General features: G+C 56.7%; 25 protein-coding genes and 3 pseudogenes. 9 read left to right on the forward strand and 19 right to left on the reverse strand.

What is annotated here, in order from left to right:
* Positions 1 to 8: 8 nt before the first annotated feature.
* The 6 genes from folC to truA are packed head-to-tail and all read right to left on the reverse strand — an operon-like array spanning position 9 to position 5,727.
* Complete coding sequence (folC, locus tag sS8_RS04985; RefSeq protein WP_119628684.1) at positions 9 to 1,271, reverse strand: bifunctional tetrahydrofolate synthase/dihydrofolate synthase; 1,263 nt, start codon at positions 1,269 to 1,271, stop codon at positions 9 to 11.
* Between the two features lie 3 nt (positions 1,272 to 1,274).
* Positions 1,275 to 2,246, reverse strand: coding sequence for an acetyl-CoA carboxylase, carboxyltransferase subunit beta (gene accD, locus sS8_RS04990; protein WP_119628685.1), 972 nt, complete (start codon positions 2,244 to 2,246; stop codon positions 1,275 to 1,277).
* A gap of 8 nt (positions 2,247 to 2,254) precedes the next feature.
* Positions 2,255 to 3,064 carry a tryptophan synthase subunit alpha gene (trpA, locus tag sS8_RS04995; RefSeq protein WP_119628686.1) on the reverse strand — a complete coding sequence of 270 codons (810 nt, stop codon included), beginning with the start codon at positions 3,062 to 3,064 and terminating at the stop codon, positions 2,255 to 2,257.
* Positions 3,061 to 4,281, reverse strand: a complete 1,221-nt coding sequence (gene trpB, locus sS8_RS05000; RefSeq protein ID WP_119628687.1) for a tryptophan synthase subunit beta — start codon at positions 4,279 to 4,281, stop codon at positions 3,061 to 3,063. The genes trpA and trpB overlap by 4 nt, the downstream gene beginning before the upstream one ends.
* Positions 4,256 to 4,915 (reverse strand): phosphoribosylanthranilate isomerase, encoded by a 660-nt coding sequence (locus sS8_RS05005; RefSeq protein ID WP_119628688.1) that lies wholly within the window; start codon positions 4,913 to 4,915, stop codon positions 4,256 to 4,258. Before sS8_RS05005 ends, trpB begins: the two co-directional genes overlap by 26 nt.
* Positions 4,912 to 5,727: a tRNA pseudouridine(38-40) synthase TruA gene (gene truA / locus sS8_RS05010; RefSeq protein WP_119628689.1), complete on the reverse strand. Its 816-nt coding sequence runs from the start codon at positions 5,725 to 5,727 to the stop codon at positions 4,912 to 4,914. Before truA ends, sS8_RS05005 begins: the two co-directional genes overlap by 4 nt.
* Positions 5,728 to 5,943: 216 nt before the next feature.
* On the opposite strand from truA, the gene sS8_RS05015 reads away from it, so the two are divergent.
* The 4 genes from sS8_RS05015 (at position 5,944) to sS8_RS29830 (ending at position 11,623) form a co-directional block, all read left to right on the forward strand.
* Complete coding sequence (locus sS8_RS05015; protein ID WP_119628690.1) at positions 5,944 to 7,233, forward strand: citrate synthase; 1,290 nt, start codon at positions 5,944 to 5,946, stop codon at positions 7,231 to 7,233.
* Positions 7,234 to 7,587: 354 nt separating this feature from the next.
* Positions 7,588 to 8,535: a hypothetical protein gene (locus tag sS8_RS05020; RefSeq protein ID WP_145986417.1), complete on the forward strand. Its 948-nt coding sequence runs from the start codon at positions 7,588 to 7,590 to the stop codon at positions 8,533 to 8,535.
* 108 nt (positions 8,536 to 8,643) lie between these two features.
* On the forward strand, positions 8,644 to 10,542 hold the full coding sequence (locus tag sS8_RS05025) for an ATP-binding cassette domain-containing protein (RefSeq protein WP_119628692.1): 1,899 nt from the start codon (positions 8,644 to 8,646) through the stop codon (positions 10,540 to 10,542).
* Between the two features lie 862 nt (positions 10,543 to 11,404).
* Positions 11,405 to 11,623 carry a glucan biosynthesis protein gene (locus sS8_RS29830; RefSeq protein ID WP_119628693.1) on the forward strand — a complete coding sequence of 73 codons (219 nt, stop codon included), beginning with the start codon at positions 11,405 to 11,407 and terminating at the stop codon, positions 11,621 to 11,623.
* Positions 11,624 to 12,489: 866 nt separating this feature from the next.
* Here the strand turns inward: sS8_RS29830 and sS8_RS28985 are convergent.
* From sS8_RS28985 to tnpA (sS8_RS05050), 5 genes are all read right to left on the reverse strand, one after another.
* Complete coding sequence (locus sS8_RS28985; protein ID WP_232020516.1) at positions 12,490 to 12,789, reverse strand: RNA-dependent RNA polymerase family protein; 300 nt, start codon at positions 12,787 to 12,789, stop codon at positions 12,490 to 12,492.
* 150 nt (positions 12,790 to 12,939) lie between these two features.
* Positions 12,940 to 13,113, reverse strand: a complete 174-nt coding sequence (locus tag sS8_RS28995) for a hypothetical protein (protein WP_232020517.1) — start codon at positions 13,111 to 13,113, stop codon at positions 12,940 to 12,942.
* Positions 13,114 to 13,690: 577 nt separating this feature from the next.
* Positions 13,691 to 13,837, reverse strand: coding sequence for a hypothetical protein (locus sS8_RS29000; protein ID WP_232020518.1), 147 nt, complete (start codon positions 13,835 to 13,837; stop codon positions 13,691 to 13,693).
* Positions 13,838 to 13,846: 9 nt separating this feature from the next.
* Complete coding sequence (locus sS8_RS05045; protein ID WP_119628694.1) at positions 13,847 to 14,263, reverse strand: hypothetical protein; 417 nt, start codon at positions 14,261 to 14,263, stop codon at positions 13,847 to 13,849.
* Between the two features lie 386 nt (positions 14,264 to 14,649).
* A complete protein-coding gene (gene tnpA, locus sS8_RS05050; RefSeq protein WP_119628695.1) occupies positions 14,650 to 15,090 on the reverse strand; it encodes an IS200/IS605 family transposase in 441 nt (146 codons plus the stop codon).
* A 455-nt stretch (positions 15,091 to 15,545) separates the two neighbouring features.
* Here tnpA (sS8_RS05050) and tnpA (sS8_RS05055) point away from each other — a divergent pair, with 455 nt between their 5' ends.
* From tnpA (sS8_RS05055) to tnpC, 3 genes are read left to right on the forward strand one after another with little or no spacing between them, the layout of a single operon-like run.
* Positions 15,546 to 15,848 carry an IS66 family insertion sequence element accessory protein TnpA gene (gene tnpA / locus sS8_RS05055; protein ID WP_119627851.1) on the forward strand — a complete coding sequence of 101 codons (303 nt, stop codon included), beginning with the start codon at positions 15,546 to 15,548 and terminating at the stop codon, positions 15,846 to 15,848.
* Positions 15,848 to 16,189: an IS66 family insertion sequence element accessory protein TnpB gene (gene tnpB, locus sS8_RS05060; RefSeq protein WP_119627852.1), complete on the forward strand. Its 342-nt coding sequence runs from the start codon at positions 15,848 to 15,850 to the stop codon at positions 16,187 to 16,189. Before tnpA (sS8_RS05055) ends, tnpB begins: the two co-directional genes overlap by 1 nt.
* Positions 16,190 to 16,247: 58 nt before the next feature.
* Complete coding sequence (gene tnpC, locus sS8_RS05065) at positions 16,248 to 17,759, forward strand: IS66 family transposase (RefSeq protein WP_119627853.1); 1,512 nt, start codon at positions 16,248 to 16,250, stop codon at positions 17,757 to 17,759.
* Positions 17,760 to 18,055: 296 nt separating this feature from the next.
* Here the strand turns inward: tnpC and sS8_RS05070 are convergent, their stop codons facing one another.
* The 7 genes and pseudogenes from sS8_RS05070 to sS8_RS05100 form a co-directional block, all read right to left on the reverse strand.
* On the reverse strand, positions 18,056 to 18,832 hold the full coding sequence (locus sS8_RS05070) for a transposase family protein (RefSeq protein ID WP_119628696.1): 777 nt from the start codon (positions 18,830 to 18,832) through the stop codon (positions 18,056 to 18,058).
* Between the two features lie 44 nt (positions 18,833 to 18,876).
* A complete protein-coding gene (locus sS8_RS05075) occupies positions 18,877 to 19,374 on the reverse strand; it encodes a hypothetical protein (RefSeq protein ID WP_119628697.1) in 498 nt (165 codons plus the stop codon).
* Between the two features lie 4 nt (positions 19,375 to 19,378).
* On the reverse strand, positions 19,379 to 19,723 hold the full coding sequence (locus sS8_RS05080) for an OmpH family outer membrane protein (RefSeq protein WP_119628698.1): 345 nt from the start codon (positions 19,721 to 19,723) through the stop codon (positions 19,379 to 19,381).
* 13 nt (positions 19,724 to 19,736) lie between these two features.
* Positions 19,737 to 20,467: pseudogene (locus tag sS8_RS30135) on the reverse strand (IS1 family transposase).
* A gap of 56 nt (positions 20,468 to 20,523) precedes the next feature.
* Positions 20,524 to 21,360, reverse strand: a complete 837-nt coding sequence (locus tag sS8_RS05090; RefSeq protein ID WP_119628699.1) for an RHS repeat domain-containing protein — start codon at positions 21,358 to 21,360, stop codon at positions 20,524 to 20,526.
* A gap of 3 nt (positions 21,361 to 21,363) precedes the next feature.
* Positions 21,364 to 21,567, reverse strand: a complete 204-nt coding sequence (locus tag sS8_RS27545) for a hypothetical protein (RefSeq protein ID WP_145986418.1) — start codon at positions 21,565 to 21,567, stop codon at positions 21,364 to 21,366.
* A gap of 257 nt (positions 21,568 to 21,824) precedes the next feature.
* Complete coding sequence (locus sS8_RS05100) at positions 21,825 to 22,772, reverse strand: RHS repeat domain-containing protein (protein ID WP_119628701.1); 948 nt, start codon at positions 22,770 to 22,772, stop codon at positions 21,825 to 21,827.
* An 87-nt stretch (positions 22,773 to 22,859) separates the two neighbouring features.
* Between sS8_RS05100 and sS8_RS05105 the strand changes: the two are divergent.
* Positions 22,860 to 23,186: pseudogene (locus sS8_RS05105) on the forward strand (glucan biosynthesis protein); the annotation flags it as partial.
* Positions 23,187 to 23,602: 416 nt separating this feature from the next.
* Here sS8_RS05105 and sS8_RS29490 read toward each other — a convergent pair.
* Positions 23,603 to 23,734 (reverse strand): hypothetical protein, encoded by a 132-nt coding sequence (locus tag sS8_RS29490; protein WP_268870502.1) that lies wholly within the window; start codon positions 23,732 to 23,734, stop codon positions 23,603 to 23,605.
* Positions 23,735 to 24,007: 273 nt separating this feature from the next.
* On the opposite strand from sS8_RS29490, the pseudogene sS8_RS05110 reads away from it, so the two are divergent.
* Positions 24,008 to 24,310 (forward strand): annotated as a pseudogene (locus tag sS8_RS05110) (IS66 family transposase); the annotation flags it as partial.
* Positions 24,311 to 24,506 lie beyond the last annotated feature (196 nt).

The raw sequence follows: 24,506 nt of genomic DNA on the forward strand, positions 1-24,506 counted from the left end.
CCTCGGACTCAGCTGATGTGAGCCAAAATCTCGGAAACCAGAAAAAATGAACCGAACACGAGCACGAGTTGGCCGCTCTCCGCATTTTGCTGAGCGGCATCAAATGCAGACGCGGCATCCTCGAATCCCGACCGGACTGTCGCAACACCAAGACTGTCGAAGACAGCCGAAAGTTGATCGGCCGTCGCTGCCCGAGACATTTCGAGAGGAGCCAAATACCAATGCTCGACGAGATCCTTAATGTTATAGATGATCCCGTGGATATCCTTGTCCCGCATGACCGCGAAAACTGCATGTATCGTTTTCCCGTCAAACCGGGAACTCAAATAATCCGCTAATACCTTTACGGCCTGAGGATTGTGTGCTACGTCCAATAATACAGGAACGCTTGCCGGGATGTACTGAAACCGTCCGGACAAGGAGACAAGCCGCAACCCGTCCCGGATGGCAGACTCCCCAACCGGCAGGCTGCCTTCAATTCGCTGCAGGAGTTCCAGTACGGCCGAGGCGTTGATCAATTGGTGATTGCCCTGGAGCGCCGGAAGCGGCAAAGCGGTAAGTTGCGTGTCCCGCCCACACCAATTCCATCCTTCGTCGAACACTTCATACCCGAAATCCCGCCCAAAACACGTAACCGGCATGCTGTGCTCAAAGGCGTATCGGATCACAGTCGCCGGCACATCGGTGTCCCCGATCACCGCGGGTCTGCCGGGCCTGAAAATTCCGGCTTTCTCGAGGCCTATAGCGGCTCGGGTATCGCCTAGCCAGTCCTGGTGATCCAAATCGATACTGGCGATCAGTGCCGCGTCCGCATCGATGATATTGACGGCATCCAAACGTCCGCCCAAACCGACCTCGAGCACTTGCACGTCGAGATCCGCAGTCGCGAAGATGTCGAGCGCCGCCAAGGTGCCGAATTCGAAAAAACTCAGAGTGGTTTTGTTGCGGACGCGCTCTATGCGTTCGAAGGCATTGCAGATGAGTTCGTCGCTGACGGGCCGCCCGTCGATGCGAATACGCTCGTTGTAGCAAAGGAGATGTGGCGACGTATACGTACCGACCCGGTATCCCTGTTGACGCAAAATGGAGTCCAGCATCGCCACACAGGAACCTTTTCCGTTGGTGCCGCCCACGGTGATGGTGAACAAGGGCGTAGCTCGAGGAAGAAGCCGGCCGTAAACCGTTTTGACGCGCGATAAGCCGAGATCGATGGACTTCGGATGCAGGGTCTCCTGCCAGGCCAGCCAGTCAGCCAGCGTTTGGAAACGCATGAACTAGTCGTTGCCCGTGAGTTCTTTAGCGGAAAGAGAGGTATAAGCAGCGGCGAGCAGCTCGGATTTTTCGGCGTGTTTCTCGGGCGTGACCGGCTCAATGTACGCCACGGCCGGTTTTTCCGCAGTCAATATGGAGAGCAGCGACGCGATTTTTTCGCGCATTTCGCGACGATCCACGATCATGTCCAAAGCGCCGTGGTCGAGCAGGAATTCGCTTCTCTGAAAACCTTCCGGCAGCTTTTCACGAACCGTCTGTTCGATGACGCGCGGCCCCGCAAAGCCGATCAACGCACCGGGCTCGCCAATATTGATATCGCCAAGCATGGCCAGACTGGCGGATACGCCACCCATGGTCGGATCCGTCATCACGGATATGAAAGGAATACCAACATCAGCCAAGCGCGCCAAAGCGGCACTGGTTTTTGCCATCTGAAACAGCGACAGCAAGGATTCCTGCATCCGAGCACCGCCGCTGGCACTGAAAGCAACCAGTGGCATCCGGTGCTCCAGGCAATGGTCGACGCCGCGCACGAAGCGCTCGCCGACGACCGATCCCATGGAACCGCCCATGAATTCGAAATTGAATGCGGCGGCGACCAAAGGTCGGCCATGAAGCTGTCCGGCGACGACGATCAAGGCGTCCTTTTCCCCGGTGGACTTTTGCGCCTGGGTCAGACGATCCTTGTATTTCTTGCTGTCCTTGAACTTCAGCGGGTCGACGGGCGCAAGGCTCTCGCCGATTTCCAAGCGATTGCCGGGATCGAGAAACAGATGAAGGCGCTTGCGTCCGCTGATGCGCATGTGGTGGCTGCACTTCGGACAAACCTCCAAATTCCTCTCGACCTCCGACCTGTACAAGATTGCGTTGCAGGCCGGGCATTTGCTCCACAAACCCTCGGGTATCGCACTCTTGGACGACGCTTCTGTGCGGATTTTCGAAGGAACTAATTTGTGAAACCAGCTCAAAGTGATAACTCTCGCTAAACGGATGCGTCCATCGCGGCACGCATGGATTTCAACAGATCGGCGATATCGTCGAGAGCTCGCCCGGCGTCGCCCCGCGCAACTTCAATTTTCTCGACCAGTGCGCTGCCGACCACGACGGCATCGGCAAATTTCGAGATCGTAGCCGCGATCTCCGCGTTCTTAACGCCGAATCCTACGCCCACCGGCAGCTCCGTCAATAGGCGAATTTCGGAGAGCTTTCGCTCGACCTCTTTCAAATCCAGATGTGACGCGCCGGTGACGCCTTTCAGAGAGACGTAGTAGAGATAGCCCCGTCCCAACTGCCCCATCTTGCGTATGCGCTCAGCCGTACTGTTCGGGGCAAGGAGAAAAATCGGGTCGATGTCGGCCTGCTCAAGAAACGACAACAGGTCGGACGATTCTTCCGGAGGCATATCCACTGTCAGGACGCCGTCGACGCCGGCGTTCTTCGCCCTATCGACGAAAGCCCGGTATCCCATGCACTCGACCGGGTTGAGATAGCCCATCAGAACGATCGGAGTCTCGCCGTCGGTCGAACGGAACTGCTCCACCATATCGAGCACTCGACGCAGACTCGTTTTGTGTAGCAGAGCCCGCTCGCTCGCTTTTTGAATCACCGGACCGTCCGCCATCGGGTCGGAAAAAGGCACTCCCAACTCGATGATATCGGCTCCCGCTTCGACCATGGCATGCATTGCCGGAACGGTGAAATCCGGATGGGGATCGCCGGCCGTAATGAAAGGAATGAGGGCTTTTCGGCCGGTTTGCTTGAGAGTCTGGAATTTGGCGGTCAAACGGCTCACAGGGTAATTCCTTCGCGCCTTGCTACGGTGTTGATGTCTTTGTCTCCGCGTCCCGACAGATTGACCAGGATTTTTTGGTCCTTGCACATGGTGGGAGCGAGTTTCAGGGCGTAAGCCACGGCGTGGCTGGATTCCAGTGCCGGGATGATGCCTTCGATCCGGGTCAGGGTATGGAAGGCTTCCATGGCCTCGTCATCGGTAACGCTGACGTAGCTGGCCCGACCGCTGTCCTTCAGCCAGGAATGTTCCGGCCCCACGCCAGGGTAATCGAGGCCGGCGGAAATCGAATGAGTTTCGATGATCTCGCCATCCTCGTCTTCCATCAGATAGGTTCGGTTGCCGTGCAGAACCCCTGGCTTCCCGACACTCAAAGGTGCCGAGTGACGTCCGCTAGCAATACCCTCACCCGCCGCCTCGACGCCGTACAGCGCGACACCGTGCTCGTCGATGAAAGGATAAAACAAGCCAATGGCGTTCGAGCCGCCGCCGACGCAGGCAATCAGGGCATCGGGCAGACTTCCGGTCAACGCCTGCATCTGTTGCTTGGCTTCGCGTCCTATGACCGCCTGAAAGTCGCGCACCATTGCGGGATAGGGATGCGGACCGGCGACTGTGCCGATGATATAAAAGGTATTGTCGACGTTCGTGACCCAATCGCGCATGGCCTCGTTCAGCGCATCCTTGAGAGTTTTCGAGCCGGATTCCACGGGCACCACGGTCGCGCCGAGCAATTTCATTCGATATACGTTAAGGGCTTGGCGATCGACGTCGACGGCGCCCATGTAGACTACGCATTCCATTCCCAGGCGAGCTGCCACGGTAGCGGTAGCCACCCCATGCTGTCCGGCGCCGGTCTCGGCGATGACCCGCTGTTTGCCCATACGCTTTGCCAGCAGGGCCTGGCCGACGGTATTGTTGACCTTGTGCGCTCCGGTATGGTTGAGATCCTCGCGCTTGAAGAAAATCTGTGCGCCGCCCAGCGTGGAGCTGAGACGTTCTGCATAATAAATCGGCGAAGGTCGACCTACATAGTGCTTGAGGTCGTAATCCAGTTCGGCAAGGAACTCGGGATCTTTCATATAGCGCAAATACGCGTCCCTCAGTTCCTGGATCGGATGCATCAAGGTTTCGGCAACGAATACGCCGCCGTAGGGCCCGAAATGTCCGTGCTCGTCGGGCAGGTTATACGGTTCAGTCGATGTTTGCTCTATGGTCATATTCGTGTACCTGTTCTAGAAATGCCGCCATTTTACCGGCATCCTTGATGCCCTTCCCTGCCTCCACTCCGCTGGAAACGTCGACGGCGTACGGACCTACCGTCCGCAAGGCTTCCCCGACGTTTTCGGGTGTCAGCCCTCCGGCCAAAATCACGGACTGGCGGAGTTCCTTGGGGACCATGTTCCAGTCGAAGCGATGCCCCGCTCCCCCTTTTACGTCCGGATGCCAGGCATCCAACAGAAAGCCCGCGGCATCCGGATAGGCGCGCACCACGCTTTCCAGGTCCGTTTCGGACCGCATCCTCACCGCCTTGATGTAGGGTTTACCGAAACGGCGGCAGTAATCCGGAGTTTCCTCACCGTGAAACTGAATCAGATCGATGCGCACCTGTTCCAAAATCTTGCGAACGACACTTTCGTCTTCGTCGACGAACAGCCCCACCACCGTCGCGAACGCCGGTAACACAGACACGATGTTTCGCGCCGTCTCGACGTCCAACGTTCGCGGACTTGGCGGATAAAAAACCAAGCCGATTGCATCGGCGCCCAGCTGAACCGACGTCAAGGCGTCGTCCGGGCGGGTGAAGCCGCAGATTTTAACCCGAGTTCTACGGAAGGGATACGGGAATTTCACAGACTGTCCGAAGGAGCATGGCGACTGGCGTTTTCCGGCAGGTTATCGAATATCGGATGCCGGGGTAAACCGAAATGGACGGGATAATAAACACCGCCCAAGTATAACCCGTCGGGCGGCGCGGTGACACCAGCGCACTTCCGGTTTCGAGCTTTGAGGACTTCGCCCGCCCAGACCGGGTCCTGCTTGCCCGATCCAATTTCCATCAGCACTCCGGCAATGTTGCGCACCATATGATGCAGAAAAGCATTGGCGCACAGTTCGATGACCACCCTGTCGCCTTCCCGGCGAACATGGATGAAATGCATCCGCCGCATCGGACTCTTGGATTGGCAATCCTGCGCTCGGAACGAAGAGAAATCATGTTCGCCTATGAGATGGCTCGCCGCCTCCTGCATGGCTTTTTCGTCCAGTGGATGAAAATGCCAGGTGACCTGTCGCCGGAATAGCGCAGACTTCATCTGACGATTCAGGATGACATACCGATAGAATCGGGCTATGGCGCTGTAACGCGCATGGAAGTCTTCGGATGTCTCCCGAACCCAAAGAAGGCGGACCTCTTCGGGGAGCGCGGTATTCGTTCCCATCAGCCAGGAATAGGGCTTGCGGTACACCTTGGTATCGAAATGCACGACCTGCTCCAAGGCATGTACGCCTGCATCCGTCCGGCCGGCACAGGTGACCCTAACCGGTTCGGCGGCGACGCGGCTCAGTGCGTGTTCGACTGCGGACTGAACGGTCAGTTTTCCTTTTTGGCATTGCCAACCAGCAAAGGCTTGACCGTCATACTCGATACCCAAGGCAATACGCATTTTTCCGAAATTATTTATTTAACAGACTGATAGGAAAGATCGTTCCACGATCAGTCAAATGTTACCATTTTGAAACAATCGAGGCCTGAGCGGGCCAACCGAAAGGTTTCTAAAAGCGCCCCGGCATCGTTCAGGCAGGGTAGCGTTGAATGACCGGTTGTCGTTACACTGAAACAGAAACGAGAAAAGAGTCCTCATTTAAGGTTTTTTAGCATTATGGCAGAATCAGCAAAGCTCGAACTGGAAGGAAAACAGTTCGAAATTCCCGTCGTCACCGGTACGGAGAATGAAAAAGGGCTGGACATCACCCGGCTCCAGGCATCGACCGGCTACATCACGGTCGATCCCGGTTACGCCAATACCGGCTCGTGCACATCCGCCATTACCTACATCGACGGCGACAAAGGCATTCTTCGCTACCGCGGGATCGATATCGCCGAGCTCTGCGAAAAATCGACCTTCATGGAAGTCTGCTACCTGCTCATATACGGCGAACTGCCGAATGCCGAGCAATACGCGAAATTCAAGGACAAGGTCCTGTTTCATTCGCTAATACATGAGGACATGAAGAGCTTCTTCACCTCGTATCCGGGCCACGCCCATCCCATGGCCATTCTTTCCGCCATGGTCTGCTCGCTCTCGGTTTATCATCCGGAGCTCCTAAAGCCGGATCAGTCGCCGAACGAGCGGGACCAAACCATTACCCGCCTTCTGTCCAAGGTGCGTGTTCTCGCCGCTTTTGCCTACAAGCGGTCGGTGGGCGAAGCGTTTGTTTACAGCCGTCCCGAGCTGGACTACCTCTCCAATTTCCTGCACATGATGTTCACGACGCCGGTCAAACTGTACGAACCGGACGAGGTAACCCGCAGGGCGCTGGACGTCTTATTCATCCTGCATGCCGACCACGAGCAGAATTGTTCGACCTCGACCGTCCGCATGGTCGGATCATCCAAGGCCAATTTGTTTGCTTCCATTTCGGCCGGTATCTGTGCCTTGTGGGGTCCGCTGCACGGCGGCGCCAACCAGGCGGTCATCGAAATGCTGGAGGAGATCGCGGCCGACGGCGGGAACTACAAGAAGTTCATCGACAAGGCCAAGGACAAGAACGATCCGTTCCGGCTCATGGGGTTCGGACACCGGATCTACAAGAACTATGATCCCCGCGCGCAGATTATCAAGAAGCATTGCGACGAAGTGCTCGGAAAACTCGGCATACACGACCCCATCCTGGAAATCGCCAAAGGCCTCGAAGAAGTGGCGCTTACGGATCCCTATTTCATCGAGCGCAAGCTTTATCCCAACGTCGATTTCTACTCCGGAATCCTCTACCGTGCCATGAGGATTCCGACCAACATGTTTACCGTGATGTTCGCCTTGGGAAGACTGCCCGGCTGGATTGCCCACTGGAAAGAAATGATCGAGGAACCCGGCATGAGAATCGCGCGGCCCCGCCAGATTTACATCGGCGAGCGGCAGCGGTCCTATAAGACCATACAGGATCGATAGAATTCGACTTCCAGTGCGCTCTGCGCCCAGTTGGAAAACTGGCGCAGAATGCTGAAAATCTTACGTCCTTTGCCAAGGCAAGGCGAGCGGCGGATACCTTCCATATCATTCGACGACACGACCGACGTCGGTCTTACCTTTTTCCGGCTGCTGTTGATTCCGGTTCGGCAACGCAATGCTGCTCTTCGAGTCAAAATCGTAAAGACCGATTATCGTGTTGCCGTGTTGAAACGAATGTCGACCGCCGCTCGCTTGTTTGCTTCTTTTTTTCTATTCCTATTCGTGCCGTCGGAGCCACCGGCCGAGGAACGCCGGTGCCAACCGGAGTCTGTTCGCGTTCGCTCACCGGATCGAGTGTTGATAATTCCGTTGTTGAGGAAAGATCCGGGTTCTGCGGAAAACGAACGCTGGGCGGAACGTCCGGCAGCGCAAATCGAAGCATTTTACCGTACCCGCTTTTCCGCAAATGTGGCCCGCCTGCGGGATATACGCCTATGGGAGGACTACTACCGCGAGACCGCTGTAGAAATGCGCAAGTCGGCGCCCTTCGACCGTGTCATATTGATAGGGCATGGCGGATATGACGGCCCCATTCTGAACGGTCATATCGTTGCAAGCGCTTTGACCGTAGAAGGAGCGCAGGCTAAAGCGACTCGGATCGCCGAGGCGCAGCCCGGGCTCGAGGAGACCGTCACCATCAGCTACGACGTTGGCCAAAATCGCGATTTCAGCCGTTTCATGGAAAGCCGGTGGAACCGGCTTTCCAAAAAAGATCCGGCGGAAATCCGTAAGATTTTGTTAAACAGCGAGCGCAGACTCCAGCCGTTGGATCTTGCCTGCATGGAACGCCAATGCCCGGCCGAGGCATTCGTTTCGCTTCCGGATGATTCGGACCGGGAGATCAAGCGAGCCGCCTGTGAGTCGGTTTGCAGGAATCCGCTCTTCCTTTGGCGCTCATCCGACGAAATTGCTCCGGAGCGATTTCGGACCTTTGTCCGAAGCCTAAGTTCGCTCACGGCGCAGGACGGTTTGATCGTGCTCGGCATGTGCAATCCGGGAAGCGATGTACCCGAGAGAGAATCGCCCTGGGACGTCGGCGGGGCTTTGGTTCATTCGAACCTGGCCTCGGGTCCTCACCAAACCTATGTACACCTGCTCGCTGCCGCCGCCGCCCGTACCGTAGCCGGTCCCATCGGCAAGACTAGCGCCGAGGATGTGGTGAGGCGGATAACGGGATTTGAAGAACGGCGACCGCAACGGAACTTGCGTATCGTCGCTCCGGCCACGCGCTGCAGTCCATGAACTTTCGGTAGAACGATCGAACCGGGACATCGCGTCCACTGCTTGGGATTCGGTGCGCCAAGGCCCTATAGCGCGTAGAATTCTTGCTTTTTTAATCCGAAATTTTCGATGGCTTTAATTACCTTCCGCAATATACACGTCAGCTTCGGCCATCCCCTGCTCGACGGCATCGGCTTTTCCCTGGAAAAGGGCGAGCGAGTGTGTCTGGTCGGACGTAACGGAACCGGAAAATCCACGCTGCTCAAGCTTTTGGCGGGCGATTTGACTCCGGATGACGGCGAAATCATCACTTCCGAGGGCCTGCGGGTCGCCAGGCTCGACCAGGAAGTCCCGCTGGATGCGACCGGTAGCGTGTTCAATGTGGTGGCGGCCGGCCTCGGTGATAGCGGCAAATTGATCCGGCGTTTTCATGAGTTCTCCCAGCGCGTTGCCACCGACTGCGACCCGGCGTTATTGGCGGAATTGGAGCAATGTCAGCACCGCATCGAAACCATCGGCGGCTGGGATCTCCACCGAAAAATCGAAACCCTGCTCGATAAGCTCGATTTGCCCGTCGACGTCGACGTGGAATCTCTATCGGGCGGACTGAAGCGCCGGGTGCTGCTGGCCAGAGCCTTGGTCTGCGAACCGGACGTCTTATTGCTCGACGAACCCACCAACCACCTCGATCTTGCTGCGATCCTCTGGCTGGAGGAATTCCTGCTCGGTTGGTCCGGCACCCTGATCTTCATTACCCACGACCGCATGTTCCTGCAGAAATTGGCGACCCGGATCATCGAGCTGGATCGGGGCAGACTGTTCGACTGGCCCGGCGACTACGCTACCTATCTGAAGCGCAAGGAAGAACAGCTCAACGCCGAAGCCAAGGCCCAGTCGGAATTCGACAAAAGGCTGGCACAGGAGGAAGCCTGGGTTCGCGAGGGTATCAAGGCGCGCCGTACGCGCAACATGGGCCGCGTGGGGCGCTTGCTCGACATGCGAAAGGAGCGGGCGGAACGCCGGAACCGTACCGGCCAGGTCAGCATGGTGCTGCAGCAGGCCGAAAAATCAGGCCGGCTCGTCCTGGAGGCCGAGAAGGTCCGTTTCGACTATGGCGGCCAGCCGATCGTCCGCGACTTTTCCACCACGATCCTCCGCGGCGACAAGGTCGGTATCATCGGACCCAACGGCTGCGGCAAGACTACCCTACTCCGCCTGATGCTCGGTGAATTGCAGCCGACATCGGGCCGCATCCGCCTCGGAACCAACCTGCAAATCGCTTATTTCGATCAGTATCGGGCCCAGCTTGACGAAGAAAAATCAGTGGTCGACAACGTCGCCCAGGGCAGCGACCGGGTTACCGTCAACGGCCGTAATGTACACGTCGTCGGCTATCTCAAGGACTTTCTCTTCACCCCCGAGCGCGCGCGCCAGCCGGTGAAGTCACTTTCGGGCGGCGAACGAAACCGCCTGCTCCTCGCCCGGCTGTTCACCCAGCCCGCTAATCTCCTGGTTCTCGACGAACCCACCAACGACCTGGACGCGGACACCCTGGAGCTATTGGAAGAACTATTGACCGATTACGACGGCACCGTCTTGGTCGTTAGCCACGACCGGACATTTCTCAACAATCTCGTCACCAGCGTGCTGGCGTTCGAGGGCGACGGCATCGTCAACGATTACGTGGGCGGTTACGACGACTGGGTGCGGCAGCGCCCGGCCGCTGAACCCGTCTCCGCGAAACCTCCAGTCGAAAAAACAGTTCCCGCCAAACCCGCGAAAGAAAAGCCGAAAAAGCTGAGTTTCAAGGAGCAACGCGAACTTGATGCATTGCCTCAGCAGATCGAGACCCTCGAAAAGGAAATCGCATCCTTGAATGAGGATATCTCGCGCCCCGAGTTCTATCATCAGACGAAGGACGCCATATCCACCGCACAGGACCGGCTTGCGGAACTTCAGCGCCAGGTGGATGCCGCATATCTGCGGTGGGAAACGCTGGAAACATTACGGGAGGAATCAGCCGGGTGAGTATCGGTTACTCGGCTACCGGCCCTATTTGCCCCCAATCGATGCGAGGCCCCGCTTCACGGCCAATGTCTGCGTACTGTGGCCCGCCTGACTCGTTTCCTTCGTGGTAACGGCTGTCGCAGCCTACGCCAAGAAGAAGAAAGTATTCTCATTTCCCCGGATAGACCGGGTTACAGAACGCCACGGCCTTCCGTCATCCGGTTCCTGCAGCCGAGCGGGCGTCGTGCCGAGGCGTCACTTTCACGAACCGAGCGTCCCCGGTCTTGGCGTGGCTCTGCCAAACTCGCCTAAACTAACCTCCGTTCTTTCCGGCCGGTGCTGCGGAGTTCAGGTGTTGCGAGCCCAATTCGCATTCCGGAACCAAAATGTAAGGCATGAAATTTGCTTAATGTATGTCCAGGCCAAGCGATAAGGCCTGAATTATCCACTCTGACAGGTTAGGGAGGCCTTTATGCAAGCACGATTCGTTTTCCCTGCTCTACTACCCTTGGTGCTGATGGGATGCGAGCAATCCGATCAACAACCCAGCATGCCGCCAAAGGATCCCGCTACCCCAATGTCGGCTCCAGCCCCGACCCCGCCGGCACCCCCAGCGGAACGCCCCCCCATTCCGGAACCCACACCCGCTCCGGAATCCGCACCCGACGATCCGTCTTTACCACCGGACAGCGATTCGTCTCTTTAAAGGACAGTGACTCCGGCGTCCGTCGGCCGTGTACGGAATGGTCTTGGGAGGATTGCCGGATCGGACTATGGCCTGCGGGAGAGGGCTTTCGCCCGGGATCGAGCTGATGCCGCGTGCTAAAGCCCGCTCCCGCACCGGGGATATCGCCGTCAATCCTTAAACCTCGGCCGTTGGGCTATGGCTGCATGTAAACCGCTCAGGCGACCGGACCGGGAAAACACGAAACCTGGCATCACCGTCCTCGACACCTCGTGTTTCCGGTCGGTCGAGGAAGTGGGCCAAGTTCGCCTTTCCTCGCGCGGCATCGTGTCGAATCCGGGTATGTCAAACCCGGAGGAATTTCCCAACCTCGTCCCGTCCTGGTTCGAAAGAGCACGCCAAGCCGACGCTCGCTGATCGAAGCCGTTCCGGATGGCGTGGCCGGCGACTGGCGCCCCAATTTCGGCTTGACCGAGGAGAAAGGCCGACCCCGGTCGAGATACGCTGTAATCTGCGCGCCAAGGTCAGGGCAATGTCGGAGACCTCGCTGTATCGATGCCTTTCGGCCCGAGGCCAGGATCGGGCGTAAGCCCCTTGCCGCCGGCACTACACAGGATCAAGAGACTACAGAGAGAAAACGGAACAATTCACGAATGAAATGGCGGGCAATGTTCGTGCAGTCCTCGCAACTCGATGCCAGGTAGGCGACTGCTATAACCAGTATCAGGGCGAAAACAGCAAGTATCCAAACGCGTGCCGTCATAGTCGTGGTTACCGGATAGTCGGGGAATTGGATTTCATGCCGCGACTCGGTCCGCGGACTGGACATAGAAAATGAACCCATGGACCGGCGTTTCCACCCATGATTCGTCATCTCGCAATACGCGTGGCAACGCGGTTCAAGCGCGCGCGGACTTCGCCCGGTAGGGTCAATCAGTCCCGACGGTCTTGATCGCCGAGGAAAATAGCCTCCCGGCGATCGGCGCGCGACGTGACGTGAAAAAGCCAGCCCGCCAGTTCGATGCAAAGTGGTCTTGCCATGTGGGGCAGTGTAGGACGAGAGTGCTCGATTGGGAGAGTAGCTACGAGAATCCCGATGAATCAATACGTCTCGCAGCCCTTGCAGAACCGGACTCGGAGCGTTACACCATCCGGCTCTCAGCTTGAGTCATCCACAGTGGTTTGGGGTATAAGATTGTGCCGGATTCGCAACGATGGCATCCAGCTTGACAGGACTTCGCTAAACCGATCCCACGACACACTGCGCCTCTGGCTGCGCCGGTTTAGCCCTTTGAATAGCAACCGGCTGATCCGGTAGGCATAGGTGCGTACTTGGCGGATATTACCGCTAACCGCATCGTACCCGACCTGCCCTTGCAGGTGCGGACATAGCGTTTCTCAAACCACAAATCCAGCACGTAGTGCAGATAAATATTTGCCGGCACTGGCGATACGAGGCCGCCTTGCGGCGTCCCGGCTTCGCTGGCGCTGAAGCGCCCGGATTCCAACACGCCTGCTTTGAGAAAGCGCCTGATAATCCGCAATAACGCCGGGTCTTTGATTCGATGCGCCAGAAATCGCATATCCAGTCGTGACTGACATTGTCAAAGAATCCTTTGATGTCGGCCTCGACGAGCCATTGGGTGTTGTGAGTGGTGACCCTCCCGCCTAACCGCGCAAGCGCTTGATGTGCGTTACGATCCGGGCGAAACCCGTACGAACAGTTGCGAAATTCAGGCTCCCAGATCGCTTGCAGTATCCCGGACCGGTTGGGATCGGTAATTTAGACTACGTAGTCCGGCTGACAGCGCTTTAATCCGCTCTTCCACGCCCTGTGCGTATTCCGCTTTACTGACCTTGTCGATTCCCGCTGCCTTGTTGCCCGGTTGAGCTTCGAAGCTGTCCATCCGCCTTCGGGATGGCTTAATAATCCCATCAATGCGTTGTACCGCGCTTGCGGCTGTTGCCGTGCCCACTGTGTGAAATGAATAAGTTCGGTTGTCATGCGCATAGTCCGCTCGGTGTCGGGGCATGTTTCCCCTATCCCCTATCCCCTATCCCTTATCTCAAACCGGCACCCCTTTGCTCCCGCAGCATTACCCGCATTCTTCGCTACCATGGGTGCCTCCGACTTCCTCTCGCCACTGTTTCCGTCCTTGCTGTTCAGGCTTGTCGGGACATGCGCCGACGAGGGGATCTCCTGGGTTACTGCCCATTCTTATTGTCTGGCTCGAAGCGGCCTACGATCCCGGGTGGTCGCGACATTCTCACCATAACCAAGGTCGCGCTGTTGCCTGCTGGCGTCTTGATACCATCGGCCCTTTCCAATACGGTCATTTCGGGACTCTACACCTTCACGGTCAGCATGATCCGTTACCATTGCTCCTCGCCTGCTTTCGTGCCTACGCATCAAGCGCACTGTTACCGGTTCGCCTGCAAGGCTCGATACCCAGCCCGTGGCTAGCGGTTACTGGGGCGGGATTCTCACCCGCTGGAATGTGCAGCATTGCCCAGCCGCAACCAAGACCTGACCCCTTTGTTTCTTTTCTTTGCTTTGTTTTGCAAGGAGAACATGGGGAACGGCCATAGAAAAGAAACAATCTCTGCCTTCGTATCGCTCATGTCAGCCATGACTCGAACTCAGTTCGGTCGTTCATCATATTCCGAAACCTCCCATCCGATGGATACACAGGCGAAGTAAAGATGCGAACGTCGGATGTCTTCAATGCCCTCCGGAGCATCCGTATAAGGGTCAAAATCAACAATCAACGATTGGCCAAACTGGACAATTCTGATGCCGTCACTCAACACCTGAATTTGTGAGTTCGCTTTTTCATTGATACAAAATTCCGAAACATCTCTAAAGCACATTCGAACATTGACCCACTCGGAGCCTGTAGTCCGTGACTGGTCGCGCACGCCGACGACTATGCTGGCGCATCTAGATCGCCTGGATGAGCCCATCTCTACGTCGATCTTCCATACCAAGGAGTCATAGAATTGATAGAAGCGTTCCAGGAAAGGGGCTGCGTCAAGGGACGTCCAAATTGTATTCATGATCTATGTACCTATTGGTCCAGCTGGATTAACTCCGCTCGGTAGCTGCTGCCACTCAGGCGGAATGTGCGGTTTTCCCCTTCCATGTCCAGAGGAAGGATCGGCCGGCACCGGGAACACGTGACCATGCCCTGAGGGAGCAACCGGGCCGTGGTTCTTGAAATCCACGTGCGCGACAACATTCCCGTTTGCGTCGTAAATTGCATTCTGAACAGCGTTTCCTGTTCTTGGGTCTATGTGGGTATAAATCGAATTCGGCGGTTGGCCTGACAATGGAGGTTTAACGTGTCCAGACAGATGCGGCGAACTTTTAAATCAGCTACCACCCGCAGAGCGGGTGGTTTGATGAAGGCCCGCTGAGGGGGCCGAAAAACGGATGAAAGGGCCTAAAGACCCTGGATGTGCAGTTGCTCGATGCGCCTCTCCTCAGCTTCCTGATGACGGATATAGGCTCGAATCACTTGCTCATCCAATCCCACAGTGCTGACGCAATACCCCTTGGCCCAGAAATGTAGCCCCGTGAAGTTTCGCTTCTGTCCCAAGAATTCCCGATGGATACGGACCGCGGATTTCCCTTTCAGAAAGCCCACCGTATAGGCCACGCTGAACTTCGGCGGAATACTCAAGCACAGATGAATGTGATCCGGCATCGCGTGCCCTTCCACCAACTCGATGCCCACTTGGCGGCACAACTCGCGGAAAATCCCCCCGATCCGTCGCCGCAACGTTCCATAGATTGCCCGGCGCCGGTATTTGGGCACAAACACAACATGGTACTTGCAGTACCATTTCAGGTTGCCGTTGGCGTCGTAGGCGAAGCGTTCGATCCAGGGCTTGTCGCCGCCGTCCGGGTCCGGGAGCGCCTTTTCGACGATGCGGCCGAGGGGGTCGGCTGCCGCGCTCGTTGGGCTTGATCAACCCGACGTGGCTAAGCGAACGGTGAGGTGGCGTTCGTTGAACAGATCGGAGTAGTCGAAGCGGTCGTCTATAAGCCTCGGTCGCCCCAAGGGTGGGCCACCGTCGGCGGCCGAAGGCCAGTTGGTGCCTCACGTTCGCCAGATTGGCATCCGGCGTTTCCACCCATGATTCGTTATCTCGCAATATGCGTGGCAACGCCGGCTGAAATGCGCGCAGACTTCGCTCAAGAAAGTCAGCCAGCCTAATTTGATCCTAGTCGTAACGAAAAATGGCCTCCCGGCGATCGTAAGCGTCCGGCTGTCCGCATAATTCCCACCGATTAGCGCCTGAGTCACAGTATCGCCATATTCCCGAAGAGGAGGAGATGGCGATGACGAAACAAGAACGAGAGATGCATTGGCGGGTCCTGCTGGAGCAACAGGCAGGGAGTGGGTTGTCGGTGCGCGCTTGGTGTGCGCGCGAGGCGGTCAGCTATGCGGCGTTCATCTACTGGCGTCGACGCGTAGCGCAGCCAGCGGTGGTGGCGCCACTGACGTTGATGCGGGTAGATGGCGGTGAGACAGCAGTCGGTGGTCTGTGGTTGTCGGTGGGCGGGGTTCGCATCGAGGTGAAACCGGGGTTCGATGCCGGGTTGTTGAAGCAGGTGGTGGCCGCATTGGTCTCGTGATGCTGGCGACGATTCTGAGTGCGGCGGCGGTGTATGTGGTGGCCGAGCCGGTCGATTTGCGCAAGTCCATCGATGGTTTGGCGCTGGCGGTGGAGAGCAGTCTGGGGCATTCGCCGTTATCGGGTGCGGTGTTCGTGTTTTTCAACCGGGGCCGGGACAAGGTGAAGCTGTTGTGGTGGGATCGTCACGGTTTCTGGCTGGCCTACAAGCGGCTGGAGAAAGGCCGCTTCCGCAAGCCGGTTCAGGGGACGATTTCGCGCTCGGACCTGCTGCTGTTGCTGGAAGGCGTGGACCTGACGGTGGCCCGTTTCCGCGCGGTTCGCGCGGGTCGGGTCGGCTGAGTCGAAAGTGCCTGAAACCCGCATCAGAGCTGGGCTTTCGGGTGGTCCACCGGGTATAATGGCAGCCATGAATGCCGCCGCTCTCGCCGAAGAAAATCGTACTCTAAAGGCCACCCTGGCCCAGCGCGAGGCGCGCATCGAACGGCTGGAATTCGACCTGGCGCAGCTGAAGAAGCTGCTGTTCGGCGCCCGTTCCGAGCGACTGGCGACCCTCCCCGACATCGACCAACTGCCGCTGTGGGATGAGGTGCCCGAGGACGCCCCCGTCGCCAGTCCGGTGGCGTTCAAGACGGTGGTGGTGCAATCGCCCGCCAAGAATCAACCGAAGCGCACCGCACTGCCGGCGCATCTGCCGCGAGAGATCGTGGTATTGCCGTTGTCGGCACAAGACCGGCAGTGTCCTGCCTGCGGTGAGGAACGGCCGGTGATCGGCTACGAAAGCTCCGAACGCTTGGATTACGTCCCGGCGCAACTGAAGGTCGTGGAAACGCGGCGGGAAAAGTGCGCCTGCGCGAAGTGCCAAGGGCAGTTGACCACGGTACCGGCCCCGCCGCAAATCATCGAGCAGGGCATCCCTCTGCCGGGTCTTCTGGCACATCTGCTGATGGCCAAATACGGCTATCACCTGCCGCTGTACCGCATCGAGCAAATCTTTGCCCACCAGGGTGTCCCCATTGCCCGCACCACGTTGTGCGACTGGGTCATCCAGAGCGGCTGGCAGCTGCAGCCCTTGGTCGAGCGGATGCTGGCGTTGCTCAAGCAACAGCCGGTGATCTTCTCGGACGACACCACTGTGGCGGTGCAGGACCGCGGCAAGACGCGGGAAACCCGGTTTTGGGTATACGCCGGCCACTCGCCGCCCATCGTCGTCTATGACCACACCGAAACCCGGGCGGGCAAGCATCCCAAGGCCAAACTGGAAGGCTACAGCGGCTACCTGCAGGCGGACGCCTATGCCGGTTACGACCAGATCTTCGCCGCAGGCAAGGTCCTGGAAGTGGCGTGCTGGGCGCATGCGCGCCGCAAGTTCTTCGAGATTGCCCGACAGACCGAGAACGGCAAGCGCATCAGCGCCCATGAGGCCTTGGAGTACATCGGCCGGCTCTACGCCATCGAACGGGAGGCCAAGGAACAGCAACTCGACGCCGAAGGCACCCGAAAGCTACGGCAGGAACAGGCGCGGCCGATCCTGGCCGAGTTCAAGGCCTGGCTCGAAGACCGGCTGCGCCAGCTGGCGCCCAAGACCCCCACTGCCCAGGCCATCGGCTATGCCCTCAAGAACTGGCCGGCGCTGGAGCGCTATACCGAAGACGGTCGCCTGGAGATCGACAACAACCGCAGTGAGCGGGCGATCCGCCCCCTCACCATCGGCCGCAAGAACTGGCTGTTCCTCGGCTCGCCCAAGGGCGGCCAGGTCGCCGCCACGGTGTTCAGCCTCATCCAAACCTGCAAGGAACTCGACCTCAACCCAGAGGCCTACCTGAAAGACGTCCTGACCCGTTTACCCACCACCAAGCAGAGGGAGATCGACAGCCTGCTACCCCACAACTGGAAACCAGCCAACGTATAAGGTCCTGACGGTTAACTGTTCGGCGGCATCAGGAAAAGACTGTCCTCCAGCGGACGCTTACGCGTGTCGGACTGCATGACCTTCCCCTTTGTTAAACTGCTTATATTTCATTAGAGTTGTTTCAGATGCTAAACAATTGTAAATCAACAGATTTTATAGTTCTAAAGCCCGGCGGAAAGTGAGAAAAAATAATCCACGAAGTGACCCAGATGATTTCTAATCCGATGCATCATGCAGTGGAAGAACTTCATGCCACCGATGGCATGCTCAACGATGACCCGCGTGGCGGCTTGTTTTCAGTTCTGTTTCTTCTGCTCAGGCGTCAATGTCGGATTAGGGTTTTTCTTGGATTTTCTAGGTTTCTTGTGGGGTAGATATATTTGGGTACTTTGATAATCTTTGTCCGCGCCCAGAAATCCTAAGTCAAGCCATAAATTGACCTTCTCGAACCACGCTGAATCCGGCGTGAAGACGTCTTTCATGAGTGTGTAGTCATGTACGCTGCCTGCCACAATGCAACACAAAAACAATATCCTTCGATTAAAGTCGGAGATTACGAGGGATTTGAGCGTATGTCTTTTTTTTTTTCCGCTGTAATGCTTTTCCTGTTCAGTTTCATCTTGGGGTCGAACGCAAGCGACCTCCACGCCATCGATCGCTATGTTCTTATATTGATCAATGAGTTGAGAGAATTCTGCTGGGGTTGTTAGCGTGCGCTCCGGCATGACGTTGAGGCTTGTCAGCGCTCGCCCTAAAACCGGCAGCAACCGGTCGATGTGGGCATGGGCATGTCCGCCACTGAAACCGAAATGAAAGCCCAGAACGTCAAAAGTGGGATAGGTTTTCAGATAGTACAAAACGAAAAACAGCTTTTTCTCGTAAGAATCAAGATAACCTTTAGGGCCGCCCTGTTTGACGTGTTTTATCTCGCCCTTTTCGACACGCTCTCGATCGATGGCTTGAGCGGCCGACTCGAATACTTTGACGAGGGCTGTGAACTTCGCCTTGGGCATTCCAATCAACGATTCCACGATGCGGTCATCGGTTATTTGGCTAAATTTGTCGTAGATCACGGAAGGTTTTTATATTCGGATTTATTTGAGAAACAATTGGGCTATCAATACCATGCATTGGCATCAGGTACAACTCTATTAGCTTTCTCGTATACCTCACCTTCTGTGAGGTGGATCCTATTGATTGTGACTTTCCCTGCATCGCTTAAAAACTCAAGCGAAGCCGAGCCTTCCGTGATCAACTCTACTCGGTTTTCGTTGCAATATCGTTGAAAAAATTTCCACTCAATCCCCGCGTCAAACAGCAACGCTATGGTTTTTTCAAGGGAGCTTCTTCTTGTTAGCTTTCGCTTAGCTGAACCAATTGTCAAACATTTATTCCCCCAGCAGCTTGACATTTTCACAATAACATTAACTAAAGCTCCGTTAACGAAATGAAGCTCAATCAGTTCACTGGAAAGAACTAGCACTCCATTCATGTCTTGTTCAGTAATTAATGCTGCGGGAATAAGTCGATTCAGACTCGCAACAACTTCGGGTAAACGTGCACCAATGAATACACCGTCTAACTTGCCAAACTTCAAGAGAGGATATATGTCCATTCTTTCAAAATAACTCAAGCATGCGTTTGAAATATTGCAACTGTCTATCAGCTAACTCTCGAGTCGCTTTGTTCTTATGATTCAAATCCCGCGTTAGATCTTCGATTACCATCTCCACCTGACGTCGTGCTTGTGCCATTACTGCTTGGTCGTTTGTTAAATTGTTGAGTAAGCGGTCCGCTTCTCTTAGTTCACCTTTAGTTGCCTTGCCCATATCCCCGAACCGCTTCCAAGCTAGCACACCATTATCGATCACTAAGCGCCCTTCGGTAATTTTGTGCCCTTTCTCCGAAATGACATCACCATGAGGACCTTTGACGCGAACATCGCTATACCGGTATGGCTGCATCTTGGGTGGTGGGTCAATTTAGTTGAAAGCAGTGGCGATTAATGAAGAGGCCGATCACCCCATCGTGAAGCAACTCAGATTTTGAAAAGCAGATCGTTTTGCGAGTTAAGCGCTTGATGCGAGTGCGTAACAAAAGGTTTTTGTTTTCGATCTTTTACGTATATTTCTTACCAATGACGTGCTGGTTTGCCGGAATGAACGCCGCATAGCTTGGCCAATCATCGGTGTAATAGGTTCGAATATTGAAAACGCGCAGATTGGCGATCAATTGTTCGCAAACGTCCTCTTTGCGCCGCCCAAACACAAATGACAAAATGCATCCGGTGGCGGCGTCGATGGCGTACCAGAGCCAACGTTGGTTCTTCTTGCGAGCCCCATAGCTCCACTGTTCGTCCGCCTGAACATCCATCGGCGAATCAAAGAGATGCCTGATTTCCACGGCGATTTCCCGAGAGCCGATGTAAGGATTCACCGTGACCACTTCGGTGGACTTTTTTTCAGTGTAGACATGACTGTGTTTTTCCCAATCCCGAGAACACGAGCGGTATCTCGAATACCACTGCCATTCATCGCCATGTCAACAATCTGTTCTTTGATACCGGACTCGTAGGCCCGGTAAATGTATTCGGTCTTGAAGGTGCGCCCACAGTGCTTGCAACGAAAGCGGGGGTAACCACTCTGTGTACCATAGCGCACCACATCGGAACTTTTACAGTATTTGCACGGAATCGTTTGATAGGCCATTGGTCCAGTCAATGCTTAAGCTAAGAAATAATTGTACATTGTAGTATATAAACTACTTAAACCCACCACCGCATCTTGAACCTGCAGGCCAACCCGAGAGGGTCGATCCAGCGGAACACATTAGGCGAGATCCTGTAAAGATTTGGCCCAGCCAAAAGTCCTAGTGGGTCTTGAATTATGTAAATACCCGCTTCGCTACTAAAATATCGATTGCGGTTGTAATACAGCCCTGTCTCCCCATCCTCGTATTGCCCCTGCAACCGAATCGGATTATCGACATAGCCGACATGCAGCCGCGCGATTTGCCCCCACGCCGTATAACTCGCCGCCCACAGGACTTCGCCCTTCGAGTCGGTCAGCTGGATCGGACAGCCGTTGGGGTCGTTGTGGTAGTGCAGGAGGGTGTTCGGTCCGCTTCGGCCGCCGAGCAGCGCCAGGGGCTCGAAGGTCTCCGGATAGTACACCCATTCCCGGGCCATCCCTTTCGCCGGGACAACGGGATCGGTCGGGTCCTCGATCCAATCGCCAACCAGGGCGTCGCCGTCCCAGGCGAAGGTCGTGACCGTGTCGCCAGTGCGCTTTTCGATTCGCCGGCCTAGGGGGTCGTAGCGATAGCGCGTGATGATATTGTCGAGCCGGCTCTCGATCAGCCGCTGGTTCGCATCCCACCTAAGGTGTAGGGCGCCGCGCCGGTCGTGGCGCTCGATCAGGTTGCCGACACGGTCGAAGCGATAAAAGACGCCTTCGTATTCGCCTTCGCGGAACCATTCGCTTTGGCCGTTTGCCGCCTCCACTTGTGCGATTTTGTGCTCGACAATCCGTGTCCTGAGCCGGTCCCCCGCGGGGTCGTTGAGGTAGCGCTTGACTTGCCCGTGCGGGTCATATGGTATCAAGGGTCATGTTTGCACTGGCGGCGACAAATTGGCGTCAAGTTCGCTGTAGTACAGTAACTTGTATATGCCGTCCTCGTTCATCTGATAGATGCGTTCCTCCAGCGCTGCGATGAACCAGCGGTAGCTTGCATCAAAGATATAGAAGTCGCAGCCGACACCCCAGTGCAGACTACAAAGGAAATCGGCAATCTCCTTGGTTCTGCACATATATATATCTCGTTGGTACTTCTTTGCAGGCTTTCGCAACGGCCGTCCCACAAGGCAGAGAACATGTTTGTACCGTTGGAATGCCGCTGTTTTGAGATATACGCAGTCAACTAGTTCTGCATTCTCGAATTTCTCCCCCCATAGTGGAGGTGAAAGCCGAGGTAGGACTTCAGGAGCAAACTGCTGAACGAAGCAGCGCTGGAGGCGGTCGGCTAAGTCACTGTTTAGCCGACGACCTGGAATTCGCAAGTCTTCCATCATGGTTCGAATACGTTACCAAAAAATATGTGACCTTCGCTCCAATCATTCTTGGAGGTACCCTCCACCCATTTTATATGTCGAAGATCATTACCAACTGCCGTCTCACGCGCTCTACTTAAAGGGTTCTGAGCGTTGTGAACTTCATAGCCTTTTCTGTAGAACGCTTGGGTATAATTCTTGCGTCGGTCCATGTTACCCCTGGCTTCTCGCAATAGAGCCTTCGCATCTTGTATTGTCGCCACGCGGATATCACCTCGACCACCGCGGCGCAACGCAGCAACAGCCTCATTCCACTGGGGGGTACCTGGCCTGACAATGGGCAGGTCGGATGCTCGGTCTACTCTTCGTCCCGTCATCCGGCAAGTTGGGTTCAACCCCAAGGGATCGACCCATCCGTTAGCATTTGGTCCGAAAGTATAGAGGTTGCTGGCAGCCATCAAGCGTGCTGGATCTTGGGACACAAATAACTGCGCCTCAGGATTAAAGTACCGGTGCCGGTTGTAATGGGATCCTGTCTCTTCATCAAAATACTGCCCCTGCAACCGAATCGGATTATCGACATAGCCGACGTGCAGCCGCGCGAGTTGTCCCCAGGCGGTATAACTCGCCGCCCACAGGATTTCCCCCTTCGAGTCGGTCAGCCGGATCGGACAGCCGTTGGGGTCGTTGTGATCGTGCAGGAGGGTGTTCGGTCCGCGTCGGCCGCCAAGAAGTGCTAAGAGCTCGAAGGTCTCCGGATAGTACACCCATTCCCGAGCGACCCCTTTAGCCGGAACAACGGGGTCGGTCGGATCCTCGATCCAATCGCCCACCAGAGCATCGCCGTCCCAGACAAAGGTCGTCACTTTATCGCCGGTGCGCTTCTCGATTCGCCGGCCTAGGGGGTCGTAGCGATAGCGGGTGGACACATCCTCCAGCCGGCTCTCGATCAGCCGTTGGTTCACATCCCACCTAAGGTGTAGGGCGCCGTGCCGGTCGTGGCGCTTAATCAGGTGGCTGGCGGATGAACCCTACCCTACCCGACCCCGCTCGCCCGCTGCGTCGCCACCCGCCTCGGCAACGGCGGCCAACCCGGCAAACCGCGTCCCAAGGGCGTGCGCAAATTCACGGTCGAATTCAGGGGCAAACCGCTGGCAAAACTGCCTTTCGGCACCAAACCGGAGCCCGTCGTCACCGTGTCGCGCGGGGAACTCTCTAGGATCGAAATCGAAGCCGTGCCGGACGGCGTGGCCGGCCACTGGCGTACCCATTTCGACCTGGCCGTGGCGGGAACCGACCCCGTCGAGATGCGCTGCTATCTGCGTGTCAAGGACAAGGCAATGTCGGAAACCTGGCTCTATCAGTACCATCCGGCCTGAATCGAGAACCGGGCGCAAGCCGCTTACCGACGGCGTTCTTCAGGATCGAGGAATTACGGGAAGAAATCGGCGATTAAGTAATGGCAGTCTTCGAGGCTATGGCCAACGAATCTGGACCGGTGCGGAACGAGTTCTGCGGCGGCCGTTGGAACGCTCCTGAGCCGTGCTCACCAGCAGGACAATACCCCGAGATCAAAGCATTGCCGGCGTCAGCGAAGTGCGCGGAACAATTCACGAATGAAATGGCGGGCCGTATTCGCGCAGTCTTCACAACTCGATGTGACGTAGACGACTACAATAACCACTACCACGGTGAAGGTGGCGAATACCCAAATGCGCGACATTACGATATCGATTGCTGAATAGTCTTGAGTTCAGAGTTTTGAAGCCAAAGGGTCATTGCTCAACCGTTTACGTTACGCGATGACCAACAGTTCCATGGAACAAGGTTGCTTCGCTTCGATCTTGAACCGCCATTGGAACAGGTGGCCGACCAGCCCATGGCGGCTATTGAAGCGCTGCGTATTGACGCCATTCAGCTGACGCATTCCTCCCGACAGATTGGCATCCGGCGTTTCTAGCCATGGTTCATCATCTCGCAGTACGCGTAGCAACGCCGGTTGAAACGCGCGCCGACGTCGCCCAATAGGGCCAATCAGTCCCGCCGGTCATGATCGCCGCGGAAAATAGCCTCCCGGTGGTCGCCGCACGATGTCACGTGAAAAGCCCGCCTGCCAGTTCGATGCGAAGTGGTCTTGCCACATGCGGGGCTGTGTAGGACAAGAGTGTTGGATTGCAAGACCTGGCCCCGCGCCTTGTTCGATCATCTGCCGCTGTACCGCCAGTCGGCCATCTACGCCCGCGAAGGCGTGGCTCTGTCCCGGTCCACCTTGACCGATGGGGTCGGCGACGCCGCGGGCCTCCTCCGTCCGTTGGTCGCGGCAATCCGCCGGCATGTGCTCGCCGGTCCGAAGCTCCACGCCGACGACACCCCGGTCCCGGTGCTCGCGCCCGGTCAGGGCCAGACGAAGACCGGTCGGCTGTGGACCTATGTCCGGGACGACCGCCCGGCCGGTGATGTCACACCGCCCGTGGTGTGGTTCGCCTACTCGCCGAACCGCCGCTGCGAGACATGGAGCGAGCGAGTCGAGTAGTCCCCGGAAGCCCGAGCGCCGGGTGTGAGACCGAAGGTCGACGCGATAGCGGCGGTCGGAGGTCTCACACAAGGCATCGCGACCGGGCGTCGAGTCATCTGCGAGCGGTGTCCGGCCCCCTGGTTGGGTCCGGACCAGACGAGCGGGGACGGCCGGGCCGCCGAAG

Origin of the sequence: Methylocaldum marinum (genome assembly GCF_003584645.1) — a bacterium.
Lineage (GTDB): Bacteria > Pseudomonadota > Gammaproteobacteria > Methylococcales > Methylococcaceae > Methylocaldum > Methylocaldum marinum.